Below are 19,990 nucleotides of genomic sequence, written 5' to 3' on the forward strand. Positions count from 1 at the left end.
TTGACCGCAACCGGCTCGCTCGGCGCGTTGACTTCGTCGGCCAGCCATTCCAGCGCCTGCACCAGATCCTGATCGGGCGCGGCGAGCTGGACGATCTCGCAATTCGGCGGCGTCAAGCGGCCCGGCCGGTTCGGATAGGCGAAGAACGACACAGGCTCCTTGGCGCCGATCAGCACCACCATGTCGACGTCGCGCAGCATGTCGAGGCCGATTTCGTGCATCATCGACATCTTGGCGATCGGCGCGCGGCCGCGGCCGCGTTCGATCCGGCCGTTGGTGCCCTGCGCGTAAATCTCCACGCCGGCGCTGCGGCGAATGTTGTCGGCGATCTGCAGCGGTCGTTCGCGCAGCGCCGCGCCGGTGAGCACCAACACCACCTTGCGCTTGGTCCGGATCGCATCGCCGATCCGCGCCACGGTCTCCTGCTGTAGCGGCGTCTGCGGCAAGCGTTTGCCGCGCACCGGCGCCGAGCGATAGACGTGTTCGTTCCACGCCATGTCGGCGGGCAGAATCAATGTCGAGATCCCCGGCGCCATGCTCTGCGCCCACGCCTCGGCGACGTCCTGATCGATCCGCACCGGATCGGCGATCCGCTTCACCCAGCGCGACATCGGCCGCGCCAGCGAGTCGATGTCGCTGGTCAGCGGCGCATCGAGCGGCAGATGATCGACTGCGTGATCGCCGACGACATTGATCATCCGCGACTGCGCGCGCCGCGCGTTGTGCATGTTCGCCAGGCCGTTGGCGAGGCCGGGGCCGAGGTGCAGCAGCGTCACCGCCGGCTTGTCGGTCATCCGGCCGTAGCCGTCGGCGGCGCCGGTGACGACGCCTTCGAACAGGCCGAGGATGCACTTCATCCGCGGCTGCCGGTCGAGCGCCGCCACGAAATGCATCTCCGACGTGCCGGGATTGGCGAAGCAGACGTCGACCTCGTGCGCCAGCAGCGCATCGCAGAGCCGGTCCGCTCCCGTCATCGATTGCACGGCAGACGCCGCCGGAGCCGCGACAGTCATCACAGCTTCCTCAGCCCGCACCACTGCGCGACGAACAGCGCGATGCTCAGCGTCGTCTTGCGCAGGCTTTCGAGATCGATGCGCTCGTTGAAGGCGTGCGGCCCCTCGCCGTAAGGCCCGTAGCACAGCGCCGGAATGCCGTAATCGACCGAGTAGTAGCGGGTGTCGTTGACGGCCGTCGACAGCCGCGCGTCGAGCGGCGCCTTGAATGCGGCCTGGTGCGCGCTGGTCAGCACGGCTTCGGCCTCGCTGCCCGGCTCGCACACCGCCGGATCGGCCTGGAAGCCGCTCCAGATCAGTTCGGCGGGATTTTCCGAGAGGAAGCTGTCGGTCGCCTGCGCGTCGGCGAGGCACTTCTCGATGCCGCGCATGGCTTCCTGCGGCGTGTCGCCGGTGAGCAGGCCGAGGCGACAATCCAGTTCGCACCAGGCGGCAGTCGAACTCGCCCAGTCGCCGCCCTTGACGATGCCGACGTTGAATTTGATCGGGTTCTTGACCTGGCCGAACCAGGGATCGCGCACTGCCGCCGCGTTCAACGTCTTGGTGTACTCCTCGAAGGCGCGGACCAGATGCATCGCCGACAGGATGGCGCTGGTGCCGGTCTCCGAATAAGCGACGTGCACCGGCGTGCCGCGCACCCGCAGCCTGAACCAGATCGCGCCGACCTGAGCGCGCGTCAGTGTATGGCCGGTCGGCTCGGGGATCAGGCAGGCGTCGGCGCGATAGCCGCGCATCAGGGTCGAGAGCGCGCCGTTGCCGGTGCTCTCCTCTTCGGTCACTGTCTGCACATGGACGCGCGCATCAGGCGCGTAGCCGGCGGCGCGGATCGCATCGAGCGCGAAGATCATCGCCGAGACGCCGCCCTTCATGTCCTGCGCGCCGCGGCCGATCATCCAGCCATCGCGCACGGTCGCAGCGAAGGGCGGATCGCTCCACAGATCGACCGGCCCTTCCGGCACCACATCGATGTGGCCCTGCAGGATCAGGCTGCGACCCTTGCCATCGTAATCAGGCGTGGCGACGACCTGCATCGAGCCGGCGGGATCGATCGTGTCCATCGGCGCCGCCTTGGGATGGCTGGCGATATCGACGTCGGCGAGGCTGAAGGTGTCGACCTTGTAGCCGCGATCGGCGAATTGCTGCGCCAGCCACGCCTGCTGCGGCGCCTCTTCGCCGCGCAGGCTGCGGAACTGCACCATGCGCTGGAGAAACGCGACCTGATCGTCGAAGTTGCGATCGACAGCGGCGCGCAGGCTTTCGGTGATCGCATCCGATTTCGTCAATGTGTCAGTCGCCACGTCTCGGTCTCCCCTGTATCTGAAAGTCGTCGCAATGCGGATGGCAGCGTCAGCGATCGAGACCGCCGAGCAGGATGTACTTGGTCTCGACGTACTCCTCGATGCCGTGGCGCGAGCCTTCGCGGCCGAGGCCCGACTGCTTGACGCCGCCGAACGGCACCACGTCGGCGCCGAGCAGCGCTGAGTTGACGCCGACCATGCCGGACTCCAGCGCCTCCGCGACGCGGAACACACGGCCGAGATCGCGCGCGTAGAAGTAAGCGGCCAGACCGAACGGCGAGTCGTTGGCCTGCGCGATCACGTCCGCTTCGTCGCTGAAGCGATACACCGGCGCGACCGGACCGAAGGTCTCTTCGCGCGTGATCAGCATCTCGGTGGTGACACCGGCCAGCACCGTCGGCTCGAAGAAGGTGCGACCGAGCGCGTGCCGCTTGCCGCCGAGCACCACCTTGGCGCCCTTGCCGACCGCGTCGGTGACATGGCGCTCGACCTTGGCGATCGCCTCCTTGGTGATCAGCGGTCCCTGCGTCACGCCGGCATCGACGCCGTTCCCGACCTTGAGCGTCGCCACTTTGGCGGTGAGCTTCTCGATGAAGGCGTCGTAGATGCCATCCTGCGCGTAGATGCGATTGGCGCAGACACAGGTCTGCCCCATGTTGCGAAACTTCGACGTGATCACGCCCTCGACCGCGGCATCGAGATCGGCGTCGTCGAATACGATGAACGGCGCGTTGCCGCCGAGCTCGAGACCGACCTTCTTCACGGTCGAGGCGGCCTGGCGCATCAGGATCTTGCCGACTTCGGTCGAGCCGGTGAAGCTGATAGCCCGAACTACCGGGCTCTCCGTCCAGGCGCGACCGATCGCCGGTGCATCGCCGGTGACGATGTTGAGGACGCCGGCCGGGAAACCGGCACGCTGCGCCAGCACGCCGAGGGCCAACGCTGTCAGCGGCGTTTCCGGCGCCGGCTTGATCACCACGGTGCAGCCGGCGGCGAGCGCCGGCGCAACCTTGCGGGTGATCATCGCGGCGGGGAAATTCCACGGCGTGATCGCCGCAACCACACCGACCGGCTGACGGATCACCATGGTGCGGGCGTCGGCGCGATGCGAGGGAATCGTTTCGCCGTAGATGCGCCGCGCTTCCTCGGCGTAGAACTCCACGAACGACGCCGCGTAGTCGATCTCGCCCAAGGCTTCGGCGAGCGGCTTGCCCTGCTCGCGCGTCAGCAACGACGCGAGATCCTGGCGATTGGCGACGATCTGGTCGAACCACGCGCGCAGCATGGTCGCGCGCTGCTTGGCAAGCAGCTTCGACCACTGCCGGAACGCGATGTCGGCGGCGCGCACCGCCTCCTCGGCCTCGTCGGCGCCGAAATGCGGCACCGCGCCGAGACGTTCGCCGGTCGCCGGATTGAACACGGCGTCGACCGGCTCACCACACCACTTGCCGCCGATCAGGCAGCGTTCGACCAACAGGCCCGGATCACTCGTCATCAGCATCTCGATGAGTCCTATTTCGGCGCGGCGCGCCCAGTCCTATGCGGCGAGGCAACGTTCCAGGATCGCCAGCCCTTCGTCCACGATCTCATCAGACGCCGTCAGCGGCACCAGAATGCGGATGGTGTTGGCGGCGGTGCCGCACGACAGCAGGATCAGACCGTTCTCGTGCGCCAGGCGCGTCACGCGCTTGGTCGTCTCGGCATCCGGCTCGTTGCTGCCGCGCTGCTTGAGAATGTCGAACGCCACCATCGCACCGGGTCCGCGAGCGGCCGAGGTCGGCACCAGCGTGTTCGACAGCGCAAAGCGATCGATCGCATTGCGCAGTCGCTCGCCGATCTGGTTCGCACGCGCGATCAGGTTCTCTTCCTCGAACACGTCGAGCACCGCGAGCGCAGCTGCGCAGGCCAGCGGGTTGCCCGCATAGGTGCCGCCGAGGCCGCCCGGTTCGGCGGCGTCCATGATCGCGGCGCGACCGACAACGCCCGACAGCGGCAAACCACCGGCGAGGCTCTTGGCGACGCAGACGATGTCGGCCTGAACGTCGTAGTGCTCCATCGCGAACATCTTGCCGGTGCGGCCGAAGCCGGTCTGCACTTCGTCGGCGATCAGCACGATGCCGTTCTCGTCGCACAGCCTGCGCAGGCCGCGCATCAATTCCGGCGGCGCCTGGTGGAAGCCGCCCTCGCCCTGCACCGGCTCGATGATGATCGCAGCGACCTGCGACGCATCGATATCCGCCTTGAACACGAACGACACGCAGCGCAGCGCATCCTCGACGGAGACGTCGCTACCTGGGACGGGAAACGGCACGTGCCACACACCTGGGAGCGGCGGACCTAGCGCCTTCTTGTAGGGAATGACCTTGCCGGTCATCGCCGAGGCGAAGGCGGTGCGGCCATGGAAGCCGCCGGTGAACGCAATGACGCCGCTACGCCCGGTCGCGGCGCGTGCGATCTTCACCGCGTTCTCAGTGGCTTCCGCACCGGTGCTGAGCAGAATCGATTTCAGCGGGCCGTTGATCGGCGCTAACTGATTCAGCCGTTCGGCGAGGCGAATGTAGCCCTCATACGGCGCTACCTGGAAGCAGGTGTGCGTGAAGCGATCGAGCTGTTCGCGGATCGCCGCGACGATGCGCGGATGGCAATGGCCGGTGTTGAGCACGGCGATGCCGCCGGCAAAATCAACGTAGCGCTTACCTTCGACGTCCCAGATCTCACTATTCAGCGCACGCTCTGCGAAAACCGGCGTGGCCTGGCTGACGCCCCGCACGACAGCCGTCTGCCTGCGCGCCAGCAATTCACTATTCGTCATCAGCTCTCTCCCGAACTGATGACGACGCTAATGCGACAATGAGGACAATCAATCAGCTTGTGAGTCCGATCTGGTGACTTGCATGCACCAATCGAAAATCGCTGCACGATTGCGAGCAAATGCTGGCGCTTTGTTGGGCGAACCGCTCAACACGCAGCCAAACGGCGCGATCAGAGCTCCGCGAGCACCCGCTTCAGCCAGTTTCGCAGTGCAACGATTTCCGGATCGTCCCAACGTTCTTTGAGCGCGACGAGCTGATACGTCTCCATATAGACCGACGACGTGATCACCTCGACCAGCGCACCGGAGCGCAGATCTTCTTCGACAAGCACGTCGTTCGCGAGCGCGACGCCCTGCCCGAGCCGCGCGGCTTCGATCGCTAGATGCGCGTGCCACAGTCGCTGGCCACGCAGCGGCGGCAGATCGTCGAGGCCCGCGAGTTCGAACCAGCGCGTCCATTGCGTGGTCGATTCCTCGTGGATCAGCGCGATCTTCGACAGATCTTCGAGGCTGGTGATCGCCGGATATCGCGCCAGATAGGCCGGGCTGGCGACCGGAAACACGCGCGGCCGCACCAGAATCTCCGCCATCAGCGGGCCGCGGGAATCGATCACGTCGGCGTAGACGATCTCGGCGTCGGCCTCCGCTCGAGACAGGTCCGGATGCGTCAGCGTCGGCTGCAGATTCACCTCCCAGTTGCGCGGCGGCCCGGTCAATTCCGGCAGGCGGGACAGCAGCAGCCGATTGGCGATGCCGGGAATGCACCAGATGTTCAGCGTCGGCAGCGACGACGGCCGCGCGCTTGTGGTGGCGCGCGCGATGATGTCGAACGCCTGCGAGATCTGCGCATGAAAACTCGCGCCGGCCTCGGTCAGCATGACGCCACGGCCCTCGCTGCGCACCAGCGCGACGCCGAGAAACTTCTGCAGGTTCTGCAGATGCCGCGACACCACGGTGTGACTGACCGCGAGTTCATCTCCGGCGGCGCGCACGCTGCCGGTGCGGCCGACCGCCTCGAAGGCCCGCAGCGCGATCAGCGACGGCAAGCGACGGCGCGTCATCGGCGCAGCATCGCAGGATCGGTGTAACGACGCTTGTACATTATGTCTTTGTCACCTCCACGCACTCGCTCGCAATCGTGTTCGTCCCGCGATCGAAATTCGAACTGCGGGCGAACTCTTCCCTCTTGTCGCACGGCAACGCAACCGTCACAAATGTGAGGCTTCCCCTTCACTGCGCATGTCCAGCTCGTCGCCACGACATTTCGCTCAATTTCGAACGATTACAGACAATGCGGCGTTAGCGCGTTTGCGATCATCGCCGCCAAGAACGATCGATGGAGACTAACGGGATGAACGACGGCTGGAGCACGCACAGCTCGCATTGGGGCGCCTTCTCGGCGCGGTGGGACGGCCGCGGTGTCGAGGTCGAGCCGGACGCCGGCGATCCAGCACCGTCGCCGATGCTCGACAATTTCACCGACTCGTTGCGGCACAAGGCACGGCTGCAACGGCCGATGGTGCGGCGAAGCTGGCTCGCGAAGACCGGCGAGCCGCGCGGCTTCGACGGCGCCTTCGTGGCGATGCCGTGGGACGAGGTGCTCGACCTGCTCGCCGCCGAGCTGTCACGCGTGCACAAGGCGTACGGTGCCGAGTCCATTTACGGCGGCTCTTATGGCTGGGCCAGCGCCGGGCGCTTTCACCACGCGCAGAGCCAGATTCACCGTTTCCTGAACGTCGCGTTCGGCGGCTACGTCCGCTCGGTCAACAGCTACAGTGCGGGCGCGTCCGCGGTGATCCTGCCGCACGTACTCGGCTCGTTCGAAGCGCTGTCGCGGCGCAACGTCACTTGGGAACAGGTCAGCCAGCACAGCGACACGGTGCTGGCGTTCGGCGGCATGGCGCTGAAGAACTCGATGGTGGCGAGCGGCGGAATCAGCCGTCATGTCGAACGCGACGCGATGCAGAAGGCTGCGCAGCGCGGCACGCGCTTCTATTGTATCAGCCCGCTGGGCGACGACCTGCCCGAACAGGCCGGAGCGACCTGGCTGCCGATCCGGGTCGGCAGCGACGTGGCGTTGATGCTCGGCCTCGCGCACAGCCTCGTCGCCGAGAACCTGCACGATCGCGATTTCCTCGCGCGCTATTGCACGGGCTACGACATCTTCGAGCGCTATCTGCTCGGCCTCGACGACGGACAGCCGAAAGATGCCGGCTGGGCGTCGGCGATCACCGGCATCGACGCCGCCGAGATCGTCGCGCTCGCTCGCCGTTCCGCGCAGGGGCGCACGCTGGTGACAGTGTCGCACTCTCTGCAGCGCGCGCGCCATGGCGAGCAGCCGGTGTGGATGGGCGCGGTGCTTGCCGCCATGCTCGGCCAGATCGGCCTGCCGGGCGGCGGCTACAACTACGCGCTCGGCGCTCTCGGCCACACCGGACGGCGCGTCAACGCCGTGCCGATTCCGACGATGCCGCAGGGCCGCAACGGCGTCGAAGCATTCATTCCCGTGGCGCGGATCAGCGACATGCTACTCGCTCCCGGCCAGCCGTTCGACTACAACGGCCGTGCGCTGCGCTATCCGGATATCAAGCTGGTGTACTGGGCCGGCGGCAATCCGTTTCATCATCACCAGGACATCAACCGGCTGCGCCGCGCCTTCAACGTGCCGCAGACGATCGTGGTGCACGAGACCGCATGGACTCCGACGGCGCGGTTCGCCGACATCGTGCTGCCGGCGACGATGACGCTGGAGCGCGACGATATCGGCGCCGCCGCCACCGATCCGCGGCTGATCGCGATGCGCAAGGTCGCACCGCCGGTCGGCGAAGCGCGCGACGATTTCGAGATCTTCGCGGCGCTGGCGCGCCGGCTCGGCGTCGAGCAGGCCTACACCGAAGGCCGCGACAGCCGGCAATGGCTGGCGCATCTCTACGAGACGACCCGCACGGCGCTCGCGGCGAAAGGCCTGGATGCGCCGTCGTTCGACGAATTCTGGCAGCGCGGCGAACTGGCGCTGCCGTCCGAACCCGATGACGGCGGCCTGCTACGCGCGTTCCGCGACGATCCCGAGGCCGGCAAGCTGCCGACGCCGAGCGGCAAGATCGAGGTGTTCTCGCAGACCATCGCCGGCTTCGACTACGAGGACTGTCCGGGCCATCCGACGTGGCTGCCGCCGAGCGATCAGCCGAGCGCTCGTCATTCGCTGACGCTGATCGCCAATCAGCCGGCGACGCGGCTGCACAGTCAGCTCGACTTCGGCCGCTACAGTCAGTCGAGCAAGATCGCGGGGCGCGAGGTCGTGCGTCTCAACCCGGTCGATGCGCAGGCCCGCGGCGTCGCGGCCGGCGACATCGTCCGCCTCTTCAACGATCGCGGCGCATGCCTCGCCGCCGCGGCGATCTCGGATCAGGTCGCGGCCGGCGTGATCCACCTGCCGACCGGCGCCTGGTACGACCCGCTGCCCGGCGACGGCGATCAACCGCTGTGCATCCACGGCAATCCCAACGTGCTGACGCGCGACGTCGGAACATCGCGGCTGGCCCAAGGCTGCACCGGTCAGGTCACCATCGTCGAATGCGAGAAGTACACCGGACCGCTGCCGCCGATCAGAGCCTTCGATCCGCCGTCGCCGGTGACCTGACCGAAGCGGCAGCGACACCGTCACGGCTTCGGATGCAGCCGTTCGTCAGGCGGCGCGATCTCGGTGACGAGGTCGCGCACCAGCGTCTTCTTCGGCAGCGGCGCCAGCGCCGTCACGCCTTCCTTCAGGCGCACCGTGCAGGCGTAGTCGACGTCGCCGTCTATCAGCATCATGCATTCCTTGCAGGCATTGGCGTTGATGCAGGAGTAGCGGAACGCCAGCGTCGGATCGGCGCTGAGGCGTAGCGCGCGTAGCCCGTCCAGCACCGATTGCCCCGCCTCGAACGACACTTCGAAGCTCTCGACCCGCGGCGCTTCGCCGGGGCCGCCGCGTTGAATCTGCAGCATCGCCTTCATGCCGCGGCCTTTCCGCCCGGGGCCGCATTGCGCGTCAGGCTCAGTTCGCCGTCCGACAAGGTGATCACCTGGTTGAGAGTCCACGCCTCGTCCTGCCCGGGATGATCCTCACGCTGATGCGCGCCGCGGCTCTCGGTCCGCACCAGCGCCGCCAGCGCCACCGACTGCGCCACCAGCACCATGTTGCGCAGATCGAGCCAATCCAGCAGCGCGGCGTCATAACCTTGCGGCGCCACCCACGGGCCGTCGCCGATCCGCTGTTTCAACTCGGCAAGTCCGGCGATCGCCCGGCGAAGCTTGTCCTCGGTGCGGAACGGTCCGACGAAGTCCGCCATCAGCGCTTGCAACTCCGCGATCAGCGCCGCCGGGTTCGCCTCCGGTTGCGATCCTGCGCCACGCAGCAGATCGGCTGCAGGCCGCGCGGCTTCGGCCGACCATGCCGACGACTGCCGCGCGGCCCGGCGCGCCGCGTTGCGGCCGGCGCGCGCGCCGAACACGAAGGCTTCGGTGATCGCATTGCCCGACAGCCGGTTGGCGCCGTTGGCGCCGCCGACCGCTTCGCCGCAGACGAACAGGCCCAGCACCGCGGTCTCCAGCTCGGTGTCGACGCGGACACCGCCCATGTGATAGTGCGCGATCGGCGCGACTTCGATCGGCGCGCGGGCGAGATCGATGCCGTTGGCGGCGAGCCGGTCGACCACGGGACCAAAGGCGCGGCGGATCTCGGCTTCCGGCACGTGCTGGAAACTCAGATACGCGCCGCCCGCCGGGCTGCCGCGGCCGGCCTCGACTTCCTTGGTGATCGCGTAGGTCGCCAGATCCCGCGTCAGCACGTAGCGACCGTCGCTGCGCGTGTCCTTGGTCGCGTAGTCATCCTCGAACTCGCGCATCTGCGCATTGAGCAGCTTGCCGCCGAGCTTGTAGCGGAACGGATCCCACATGATCGGGTCCATGCCCACCAGGCGCGGCGCCAGATGCCCGATCGGGAAAAACTGCACGAACTCCATGTCGATCAGCTCGGCGCCGGCGCGCAGCGCCAGCGCATAGCCGTCGCCGCTCATATTCGACGATGCGCTGTTACGTCGATACAACCTCGTCAGCCCGCCGGTCGCGATCACCACCGCGTTCGCGGCGATCGTCACCAACTCTCCACTTGTGAGATGCAGCGCGGTGGCGCCGCAGGCCACGCCGCTTTGCACAGCGATGTCGATAATCGCCAGATCGCCGACACGTCTGATGCCACTGGCGTTGTTCAGTTGCGTCCGCAGCGTTCGCGACACCGCCGGACCGGTGGCGAGAAAATCCACATAGGCGCAGCGCGGGCGGTCGTGGCCCGGCGCCTGGGCCTGCTTGATATGGCCGTCCTCACGCGCCCAGCCGACTTTCCAGCTATCCATCTCGCGCAGGCGACGCGGCCCGTCCTCGCACAGCAGCGCCGCAAGGTCCGGATGACAGAGACCCCGCCCCGCCGCCAGCGTATCGGCCAGATGATGCTGCCAATGATCCGGCGTCTGCTCGCCGAGCGCGGCCGCCACGGTCATCTGCGCCATCACCGTTGCGCCGCCGCGCCCGATCAGGCTGCGATCCGCCAGCAGCACCGACGCGCCCTCGCGGGCCGCCTCCAGCGCCGCATACATGCCGGCGCCGCCGGCCCCGATGATCAGGACGTCGGTCGCGAGATGGCTCGCGTTCCGGATTGTGTCGCGGGCCGTGCTCGGATCGACCATCGTCTCAATTGCCTCCCGGTCCGATGCGAACGTCGCCGGACCGCATGCGCTACGGTACTCGGAGATTGTCCCGACGCGGGCGCATCAAGTCAAAGCATAGGAGACATGCGCGACCTCCGCTGGAGGATGGCGCTTGATGAGCGGCCGAAAGTGGCATCGGCTGCCTGCTTCTTCAGCGGCGTGCCTTCGCGATGAACTCCACGAGGCCGGAGACTTCGAGTTTCGCGTAGATGCGTTTGATCTGGGATCGGATGGTTCCGACCGAGACCTGCCGTCGCTGCGCGATCTCGGTCGGTCGCCGGCCGCTGAGCAGCTCAGTCGCCACCTCTCGTTCGGCACCGGTCAGCATGATCGCGACTTCCGGCAGCAGCTCGGCCGAACGTGACGCCGCGACCGGTTCGATCAGCAGCACCGCAGCAGCTCTCTCCAAGCTGTCCTGGTCGCCGCGCACGACCGGCGTCAGGCGCAGATGCATCGACAGCCCCTCCGCACAGCTGAGCGCGATCGAACAACTCTGCGAACGCGATCCCAAGGGATGTCCGCGGGTTACGCAGCCGATGCACGGCTCCAGATCATGATCGACGTCGATCGGCCCCCCGGTCCGCGGACAGTCGGCCACGGCCCTGGCGGACTTGCTGCATTGAAGCCGCGAACGACGAAGCGTCAGGAGCGATCCACCGCTGATCAACGCCTCGGCCCGCGGAGACACATGCGCGCAGCGACCATCGTCGTCGAGAACGACGAGGTGAACCGACACCGAGTCGAGCGCTTTCATCATAGCGTGGACCGCGTCGTTCGCTGCGGATCGCGACGTCACGATCGCCATCCGCCGACCTGATTGCCGTGTCTGGTGCAAAGCATCGATCGAACTCGCGTCGGTCCGCGGCCGCGCTGCTCACATCGCGAGCAAGCCTCGCGATCGCGACCGTCGTCCCTCTTGACGCGAAGTTCTCCGGACCGCCATGCCGACGATTTGCCGAGGCGATGTTTCGTCGCACGACACATCTCGCGCGCCATCTGAACCGAGCCCGACCTTCGTCGAAGGGCGAATGCCGAAGCCCAGGATCAGCAGGGCGACGGCGCGGACGGGATCGTTCGAACCGCCGATGCTCGCGAACGCGATGCGCGAGCGCGCCCGATCTAGGCCTGCGCGCGGAGTCCCAGCGCCTCGCTGTTGCGCATCGCAAACAGCGCGGCCTGCGTCCGGTTGGTGACGTTGAGCTTCTGGATGATGCCGGCGACCTGGGACTTGACCGTGAACACGCTCATGTCGCGCTCTTTGGCGATCTGGCGATTGCTCTTGCCGCTCGCGAGATAAGGCAACAGTTCCAGCTGCGACGGCGTCAGCTCGTGCAGGACCTGCGGCTCGCGCGGCGGCTTGGCTATCGTCAGCGTCGCCGTCCGTCCCTGCGAAGTCGCCAGCGCATCGACGATCGCGCCGCGCACCGCGCCGATCATCGCGGCCTCGACTTGCGCGGCCGCCGCGGCGCCCTGCCCGATCATCAGCGCCGACAGCTCCCGGCGCCCACCGAGCAGCACCGACAGATCGATGTGCAGCACCACGATGGCGTTCGGATCCTCGTCGCACGGCGTCGCGACGATCAGAAAATGCTTCCGCTCACCGGCCTCCTCGCGCCAGCTCACCGTCGCGAAGAAGTCGATGCTCCGTTCGGCGAGACTCTTGAAGCCGCGAAGCAATTCGAGCGAATGCCGGTCCGGCCGGATGCAGGCGTCGAAGTAACTCTTCCCGAGCTTGCTGCGCGCCTTGTCCGGGCCAGACGCCTCCGGCTCATCGCCGACCTCCAGGATCCTGCCGGTCCGATCGATGACAAGGGCGCTGATACCGACCCCCTTGATGATCTTCGATAGGCTCGAACTCAACATGATCGATGCGTCTGGTTGGCTCGTCCAAAATTGTCGCGGCACCGGCAATACGACTGCGTGCCGAACTCGTAAATTGACGTGAACCTAGTGCGCACCGGAGAGAGTCGTCATCCCCAATTTTGGCGATACGCTCTCGCCGGCCGCCACGCGCGCCGGGCTCGCGCGATAGCGGCGACGGTCACGGACAAATTCGACACGCAGCGTCGTTTCGCGATCGCCGTGCTTGATCGGCGCGGGATTGTCCGCCTGCGCCGACCAGCCTGCGTCGGTCTCGTCGAGCAGGTCGCGATACGCCTTCAGCGCCGCATAGAGCCGGTTCGCGGCAATCGCCTCGTCGGCTTTCGCCACCGTGGCCGCGGCCGAAGGCATGTCCGCGAGCAGACGCTCGGCCGCCGTCCGATAGCCGTCGAGCGTCGCGCCGTCGCGCTGCAGATACAGCTTCTGCAGACACAGATATACCTGCCGCAGGCTGGTGTCGGCGAGGTCCTCGCGGATGGTGTTGGCCTGGCGCAGCACCGGCGCGATTCCTTCGATCGAGAAGGTCGACGACTCGGTCCAGCCATTGATCAAGGTGAGAGCTCCGATCTCGATCCGCTCGAACGGCTTCAGCGTGATCTTCAGTCCGGATGCCGCCTTGCGTGCGGCGCGCGGCGTCCTGGCGGCGGCGGCTGGCGTCATCTCGGTGAGCGGCATCTCTGATCTCCTCGATTGAGTCGGACGAGCCGGCGGCTGCAACGCCGCCGGCTCGTTGGGTGTCGTTAGCGCAGCAGCTGCAACACGCCCTGCTGCGATTGGTTGGCCAGCGACAGCGCCGACACCGCGATCGACTGGCGGGTCGTCAGCGCCTGGCTGTTGGCGGCTTCCTCGTTGGTGTCGGCCAAGGTCAGGTTCGAGGAGCCGGTCTGCAGCACGTTGATCAGGCTCTTCGAGAAATCCTGACGCGCCTGCACCACCGACAGGTTCGAACCGAACGCCGAAGCCTGCGACCGCAGCGTGGTCGAGGCGGTGCTCAGCTTGGTCAGCACCGCGTTGGTCGCGTTGTTGTCGATGAAGTCGACGCCCGACGACAGATCCGAGAGGCCGAGGCCGGTCGGATCGAAAGTGACGCCCTGGATCGAGATCGACGACTTGCCGGTCTCGTTGAACACCAGCTTCAGGGTGTCGCCGTTCAGCAGGTTGACGCCGTTGAACGACGCGTCCTGAGCCGTGGTCTTGATCTGGTTCAGGATGTCGTTGAACTGCTTGACCAGACCCGCACGGGTGTTCTGGGCGTTGACGTCCGCGACCGGCGCCTGGGGCGTCGTGAAGGTCAGGTTCGCCAGCGCCGAACCGCCGAGCACGCCGCCTTCGTTGCCGCCCATGGTGTGCGAGGCGTAGTCGTTGGAGGTCGAGATCGTCAGCTTGCCGGTGGCGTTGTCGATCGACGCCGTCATGTTGTTGGCGGCGAGCGCGACATTGAGCTGCGCCAGCGACTTGACGGTGCCGTTGGTGCCGTCGCCGAACGTGACGTTGACGCCCGCGCCGCCGTTGAACGACGTGAAGGTCAGCGACTTGCCGTTCAGGCTGCCGGCATTGGCGCCGCGCGTCGCGGTGAACGAGGTGTCGGTGCCGCTCGGACCGGTCAGGCCGAGCGCCGACATCGCATTGCCGGTACCGGTGATGCTGAGGTCGGACTGCAGGCCGGTCGAGAGCTTCAGCATGCCGCTGGTGATCGACGAGTTGGCCGCACCGTTCGCGGTCGAAATCACCGCGCCGGCATTGCCGAGCGTCGCCTTGCGCACGCCAGTGGCGAGGTCGACGGCCTTCAGCACGTCGTCGAGGGTGCCCTTCTGGAGGTACACCGTCGAGTTGCCGTTGCCGTCGGTTTCGACGTTGCCGGAGATGCCGGTGTGCGACGCAGAGGCGGTCGGAACCGCTGCGTTCTTGAACGTGATGGTCTTGCCGTTCACGTTCAGGGTCGAGCCGTCCGCGATCAGCGTACCCAGCGTGGTGCCGTCGGTGGTGCGCTGCTTGGTCAGGGTCAGCGGGCCCGAGCCGGTCGCAGTGGTCAGGCCGAGGTTCTTGAGCAGATCGGTCGGACCGGTCAGATTGAGGTCCGCACCCGACGAGCTGTTGATGGTGACGATGCCGGCAGCGACGGACGACGGGGTCTGGCCGGCGCTAGTCGAGATCGTCGCGACGCCATTCGAGATCGAAGCCGACTTGACGCCGTTGGCGAGATCGACCGCGGTCAGAAGGTCACCCACGGTGGCGTTGGTGAAGTTGCTCTGGTTGCCGAGATAGATCGTCGAGTTGCCGTTGCCGTCGGTGCCGATGCGGCCGAGAACGCCAGTGCCGGTGGCAATGTTGTTACCCTGCGGGGCATCCGAGGTCTTGAAGGTGATGGTCTTGCCGTTCACCGACAGCGTGGTGCCGTCAGCAATCGCGGTCGAAGACAGACCACCGTGGCTGTTGAACAACTGGGTCGTGCCAGAGATGTTGGCCGATGCCGTCGCAGCCGCTGTGTCGACCTTGAACTGGGTCGAGCCGCCCAGCCCGAGCTTGGCCAGCACCGCGCCGCCGGCGTTGTCGCTGATCGTCAGCGGGCTGTTGATGCCCGAGTGCAGCTCCAGCTTGCCGCCAGTGACGGTCGATGCGTTGGTCGTATTGTTGTTCATCGCATCGATGGTCTTGGTCAGGGCCGTCAGGTCCTGATCGAGGCCGATCGTGTAGTTGCCTTCGGAGTCCGCCTTCGCCGTACCAGCGGTGGTGAAGGTGATGGTCTTGCCGTTGACGGTGATCGCATCGCCGGAAGCAGGGCCGGTCGCGGTGGCGGTCAGACCGTTGGTCAGATCGCTGATCTTGCTGGTGGTGGTCGCCGGGCCGCTGGCGGTGCCGATGGTCAGCGCACTGCCGAGTGCGGTGTTGTCGGCGGCACCGACGACGCTGACGGCGGTCGCCGCAGCGATGCTGACGGCAACGCCGCCCAGCAGGTCGGTCGCAGAGGCAGTGGTGGCGCCGCCCGCAGAGCCGTCGAACACCACATTGCTGCTGGCAACGGCGTTGCTGAAGCTCTGGGTGCCGCGCAGGTCATCGGCCGTCGCGCCCGAGATGGTCGCCGAGACGTTCGATTTGGTGGCGTAACCCGAAGTGGTCTGCAGCGCCTGGTTGGCGATCGACTTGGCGCTGTCCACCAGCTTGGTCAGCGAGGTGATGCCGGTGTTGGCGGCCTGCAGGATCTGCACGCCGTTGCCGATGCCGTCGAGCAGGTTGTTGATGTCGCTGGCGCGCGCGTCGAGCGACGCGGCGGTGAAGAAGTTGGTCGGATTGTCGAGCGCCGTGTTCACCTTCTTGCCGGAGGACAGGCGGCTCTGGGTGGTGGCGAGCAAGTCAGCCGTGGCCTGAAGCGACGAGAGGTTCTGGCGGACGGCATTGGAGAGGACGATACCTGACATGGACGTTTGCCTTTCTGGGCAATGGCGTGTCGTTGCGCCGAACTTTTCTGTCGGCTCGTCCATCTTTGGTTTTAGCGCGGAAATGATCGTTGAAGCGATCGACGTCCGATCGGACGTCGGCCTCACCCGTTCGGACGTGCGCTGCGTAAGGCTTCGTTTGCGAGTCCGGCGCGCGCCGCGCAGGGACAGCAGCCGTTGACCAAGACGGCCGGCGCGTTCCTTCAGACGGAACAACGCGCACCGGAATCGCGCCTCCCCAGCCGCATCTCGCCCCTGCCAGACGAAGGTCGCCCTTCAGCGCATTGAGCTTTGTGGGTCTGCGACCTAGGGTAGCCGGACACTGATCCTGATGACCGTCATGCCTCGCAAATCGCTCGCAACATCCACCCAGGCGCCACTGCTGCTCGGCGCCACGCTGCTGCTGTTCATCGTCATCGCGGGCGCGCTGTTCCTCAATCTGATGCGGCTGCGCGACAGCTTCTCTTGGGTGCAGCACACCAACGACGTGCTGCTGGCGATCTCCGGCATCCAGCGCGCCGTGCTGGAGGCGGAGACCAACGAGCGCGGCTATCTGCTCACCGGCATCGACAGCTACAGTGACGCCTACGGCCGCGCCCGCGAGGCGTTGGCCTCACGGCTCGACAGCCTGCGCGCGCTGGTCGGTGACAATCGCGAGCATGTCGCACGGGTCGACGAACTGCGGCTGTTCGTCGACATGCGCACCGCTCAGCTCGGCCGTGTCATCGAGCTCGGCCCGGAGCGGATGCACGAGGCACTCGATATTCTCGAGCAGGCGCGCACCGACCGGCTGACCGAACGCGTCGAAACGAGTTTGACGGCGCTGACCCGCGTCGAGCAGGCGCTGCTCACCGAACGGATGCACAAGCACGACCGCGAAAGCCTCGCGGCGGCGCTGATCACCGCGTGCCTGCTGATTCTCGCGGTGGCGAGCGCCGCGATCGCCGCCTTCCTGCTCGAACACCAGCGCGCCACCGCGCGGCAGCAGGAGGCCGACCAGCGGCTGCAGAGCCTGCAGGCCGAGCTGATGCGGGTGGCACGGCTCAGCACCATGGGCGAGATGTCGAGCGCGCTGGCGCACGAGCTGAACCAGCCGCTCGGCGCCATCACCAACTACGTGCAGGGCTCGCGTCGGCTGGTCGAAGCCAGCAGCCATCCGGACAAGGCCAAGATCAGCGCCGCGCTCGACAAGGCGGCGCAGCAGACGCTGCGCGCCGGCGCGGTGATCCAGCGACTGCGCGACTTCGTCGGCCGCGGCGAGACCGACAAGACCGTCGAGAGCCTGCGCGCGATCGCCGAGGATGCGCTCGCCCTCGCCTCGGTCGTCACCCGCGACCGCCCGGTCGACATCGCGCTGGCGCTCGATCCGGCAAGCGACCGCGTGCTGGTCGACAAGGTGCAAGTGCAGCAGGTGTTCCTCAACCTGATCCGCAACGCCTTCGAGGCGATGCGCGACGAGCCGGAGCGTCGGCTCAGGATCGGCAGCCGCGCCGCCGCCGCCGGCATGGTCGAAGTCGTGGTCGCCGACACCGGCCCGGGCCTCGACGCCCAGATCGCCGAGCGGATGTTCCAGCCTTTCGCCACCACCAAGCCGGACGGCATGGGCATCGGCCTGTCGATCTCGCAGACCATCATCCAGGCCCATGGCGGCTCGATCAGCGCCTCGACCCCAGCCGAAGGCGGCACCGTCTTCAGCTTCACGCTGCCGAGCGCGGGTGTCGGTGCATATGAGCCTCGTCCGGCCCCCGCTGATTAGTCAACGAGGTTGCCGGACGGTTTCGCTCTCTACTCATCAATCTTCTGCAGAGAAATACTCGCGATATTTAGTCCGAGATCGCGAGCATCCGCAGACAGTCCGAGCTTCCTTAAATTCGCGGTCTTACCGATCTTCAAGCTAACTTCTGTCATCAGGCCGAGCGTTTGGCCCTGCAGTCTTATTTTCAGCGGGGACCGCTCTGAAGCTGAGGTCACCTTCGCGTCGAGCACTAGGCGATCCGCTACATAAACCTGCACGGGAACTCCGCCTTCTATCGCAGGCGCGCACTTCACCATCAGCGACACTTCGTAACTCACGTCGCGCGCAATAGGAAGGTAGATGTGCGCCTCAGATCCGTCCGTCCAGACTCCATCGCGAAGAAACTCGGCAGTCGGTGGATCAGAGTAGGAAGGGCTATTCCAAGCGCCATCAACAGAGGGATCCCTTCTCGGCACCGGATAGGACCAGCCAGCCCCCAGCCATCTTTCGAAATCAAAATCATCAATCCCGATCGAGGTTCTATAATAGTTGGCGACTACTTCCTCATTGGTTTTCAGCACGTGGTGCCACCCACCACCCCGATGAGCGTATTGAAACCCGGAGCCGAACCCCATTAACCAATTGCGCCAGTGCCACGGGCGGCCGGAGACGAAATCGTCGATACCTCGCGAAGAAATGTAATCGAACAGCCGGCCTCGCGCGATAAACGGCTGCACCTCGTTGTTCGCCGCGCCATCCAGATTGGTGATCTTCAGATGGGGCGAATAGTATGCCGCAATACCGGCATCCATATAACCGATGCGGGCGTCGGGGCGGAAAGGAGCTGTCATCTGCGCGAGATGCCCAAGCGCCAGTCTTTGGAGGGGCCAATGGCCGTCGCGAAGTAGCCCCCAAGATGCCGTCCACATCCAGATCAGCACCCCAACCAACGCAATTCTACCCAGTCTCCATTTGTCGCACAGCGACGACAGAACCGCGACATTAAACAGGAACATCAGATAGAATGGCGCAGAATACCATTCGCGCCATACCAATCGATAAGCGTTAGAGCAGCACACCATCAGCAAGTAGAGCGAAAACGCGCACCATCCGATCAAAACGACTTGGCCATTCGGCACCAACCTACGACGAACCAGCAGCAATCCTGTGGCGAACCACGTCGCATAGAAAATGATGGGATGAACGTAAAGGCGCGCGCCCAAATTCTCCCAGAGGTATTCCTTCAGCGCAGCAATCCGCCGAACCATGATCGCATGGTTAGTACCGTGGAAGGACTGATATGTCTGCTGGAACAGCAGAAATGTCTTTCCCGAACTTTGGAGAATATCTCCAAAAACAAACTGATTGTATAGTAAGTACGGTGAAGCAACTAACAGAACGCCCGCAGCTCCCGCCAATGCGAACATCGGCATTCGACGGTGGAGCCCCACCCGCACAGCGATGCCGAGGGAAAGCGAAATCGCAAAGAACAGGCTGTCTGTGCGCGCCAGGAAAAGGAGTCCGAAAAGTATCCCTTGCTTGAAGTAATCTAAGGCCTCCTCGTAGGATGCAGAGGCGAAAAAGATCAGATTCACCGCAATCAAGAATATGAAGAGCGACGTCTCCAAATTGTTGAAACTGGTCACCAGAAGCGGCGGATAGAGAAGCAGCAGAACCAGCCAATAATAGGGGTTGATGAACTGCCTATTGCGGGATGCCAGCTCGAACAAGAGCAAGATCGCCGCCACATGAAAAAGCGTCTGAACTGCTAAGATATGGAGAAACCCATGCTTAAGGTAGGTCAAGCCGGACACAAGCAAAAACCAAAGCGGATGGAAGCCATTGGTCAGCGCAATCCCGTCGAGAGACGGGACGCCGCGTTCGACCCACATCCTTGCCGACTGTAGATAGAAAAATGAATCGTCGGCCATGTAGCCGTGAAGAATGGAGTGCTTAAAGACGTAGAGATAGGACAAAAGCCCCATCACGACGACCCAGAATGCGGCTACGGCGCAAATCACCAACGGCTCTCTGCGCAACGAAACGGTCGAGTCCACCGACAATCTCCTGATG

At 65.5% G+C, this 19,990-nt stretch carries 14 protein-coding genes; 2 read left to right on the forward strand and 12 right to left on the reverse strand.

Annotated features, from left to right (window positions below; genetic code table 11):
- The 5 genes from IP86_RS06515 to IP86_RS06535 all read right to left on the reverse strand — a co-directional run.
- Nucleotides 1-1,013 (reverse strand): acetolactate synthase large subunit (locus tag IP86_RS06515; RefSeq protein WP_082363870.1); only part of this gene is annotated, 1,013 nt, incomplete at its 3' end.
- A complete protein-coding gene (locus IP86_RS06520; RefSeq protein WP_054161709.1) occupies nucleotides 1,013-2,311 on the reverse strand; it encodes an ArgE/DapE family deacylase in 1,299 nt (432 codons plus the stop codon). The genes IP86_RS06520 and IP86_RS06515, both read right to left, overlap by 1 nt.
- 49 nt (nucleotides 2,312-2,360) lie before the next feature.
- Nucleotides 2,361-3,812, reverse strand: a complete 1,452-nt coding sequence (locus IP86_RS06525) for an NAD-dependent succinate-semialdehyde dehydrogenase (RefSeq protein ID WP_054161710.1) — start codon at nucleotides 3,810-3,812, stop codon at nucleotides 2,361-2,363.
- A 36-nt stretch (nucleotides 3,813-3,848) separates the two neighbouring features.
- A complete protein-coding gene (gene gabT / locus IP86_RS06530; RefSeq protein ID WP_054161711.1) occupies nucleotides 3,849-5,123 on the reverse strand; it encodes a 4-aminobutyrate--2-oxoglutarate transaminase in 1,275 nt (424 codons plus the stop codon).
- Between the two features lie 170 nt (nucleotides 5,124-5,293).
- Nucleotides 5,294-6,184: a LysR substrate-binding domain-containing protein gene (locus IP86_RS06535; RefSeq protein WP_054161712.1), complete on the reverse strand. Its 891-nt coding sequence runs from the start codon at nucleotides 6,182-6,184 to the stop codon at nucleotides 5,294-5,296.
- A gap of 290 nt (nucleotides 6,185-6,474) precedes the next feature.
- On the opposite strand from IP86_RS06535, the gene IP86_RS06540 reads away from it, so the two are divergent.
- On the forward strand, nucleotides 6,475-8,763 hold the full coding sequence (locus tag IP86_RS06540; protein WP_197279653.1) for a molybdopterin guanine dinucleotide-containing S/N-oxide reductase: 2,289 nt from the start codon (nucleotides 6,475-6,477) through the stop codon (nucleotides 8,761-8,763).
- 20 nt (nucleotides 8,764-8,783) lie between these two features.
- On the opposite strand, the gene IP86_RS06545 is transcribed toward IP86_RS06540, so the two are convergent.
- From IP86_RS06545 to IP86_RS06570, 6 genes are all read right to left on the reverse strand, one after another.
- Complete coding sequence (locus tag IP86_RS06545; RefSeq protein ID WP_197279655.1) at nucleotides 8,784-9,110, reverse strand: 2Fe-2S iron-sulfur cluster-binding protein; 327 nt, start codon at nucleotides 9,108-9,110, stop codon at nucleotides 8,784-8,786.
- A gap of 5 nt (nucleotides 9,111-9,115) precedes the next feature.
- Nucleotides 9,116-10,846 carry an FAD-binding protein gene (locus tag IP86_RS06550; protein WP_054161715.1) on the reverse strand — a complete coding sequence of 577 codons (1,731 nt, stop codon included), beginning with the start codon at nucleotides 10,844-10,846 and terminating at the stop codon, nucleotides 9,116-9,118.
- 172 nt (nucleotides 10,847-11,018) lie between these two features.
- Complete coding sequence (locus tag IP86_RS29320; RefSeq protein ID WP_245290556.1) at nucleotides 11,019-11,321, reverse strand: LuxR C-terminal-related transcriptional regulator; 303 nt, start codon at nucleotides 11,319-11,321, stop codon at nucleotides 11,019-11,021.
- 665 nt (nucleotides 11,322-11,986) lie between these two features.
- On the reverse strand, nucleotides 11,987-12,730 hold the full coding sequence (locus IP86_RS06560) for a helix-turn-helix transcriptional regulator (protein WP_054161716.1): 744 nt from the start codon (nucleotides 12,728-12,730) through the stop codon (nucleotides 11,987-11,989).
- Between the two features lie 84 nt (nucleotides 12,731-12,814).
- Nucleotides 12,815-13,423: a flagellar biosynthesis repressor FlbT gene (locus tag IP86_RS06565; protein WP_054161717.1), complete on the reverse strand. Its 609-nt coding sequence runs from the start codon at nucleotides 13,421-13,423 to the stop codon at nucleotides 12,815-12,817.
- A 65-nt stretch (nucleotides 13,424-13,488) separates the two neighbouring features.
- A complete protein-coding gene (locus tag IP86_RS06570) occupies nucleotides 13,489-16,164 on the reverse strand; it encodes a DUF1522 domain-containing protein (protein WP_054161718.1) in 2,676 nt (891 codons plus the stop codon).
- Nucleotides 16,165-16,522: 358 nt separating this feature from the next.
- Between IP86_RS06570 and IP86_RS06575 the strand changes: the two genes are divergently transcribed.
- Entirely contained in the window at nucleotides 16,523-17,938 is a 1,416-nt protein-coding gene (locus IP86_RS06575) for a sensor histidine kinase (protein WP_054161727.1), read from the forward strand.
- Between the two features lie 29 nt (nucleotides 17,939-17,967).
- On the opposite strand, the gene IP86_RS06580 is transcribed toward IP86_RS06575, so the two are convergent.
- A complete protein-coding gene (locus IP86_RS06580) occupies nucleotides 17,968-19,974 on the reverse strand; it encodes a hypothetical protein (RefSeq protein WP_156332417.1) in 2,007 nt (668 codons plus the stop codon).
- Nucleotides 19,975-19,990: the final 16 nt, after the last annotated feature.

The organism is Rhodopseudomonas sp. AAP120 (genome assembly GCF_001295845.1).
Classification (GTDB): domain Bacteria; phylum Pseudomonadota; class Alphaproteobacteria; order Rhizobiales; family Xanthobacteraceae; genus Rhodopseudomonas.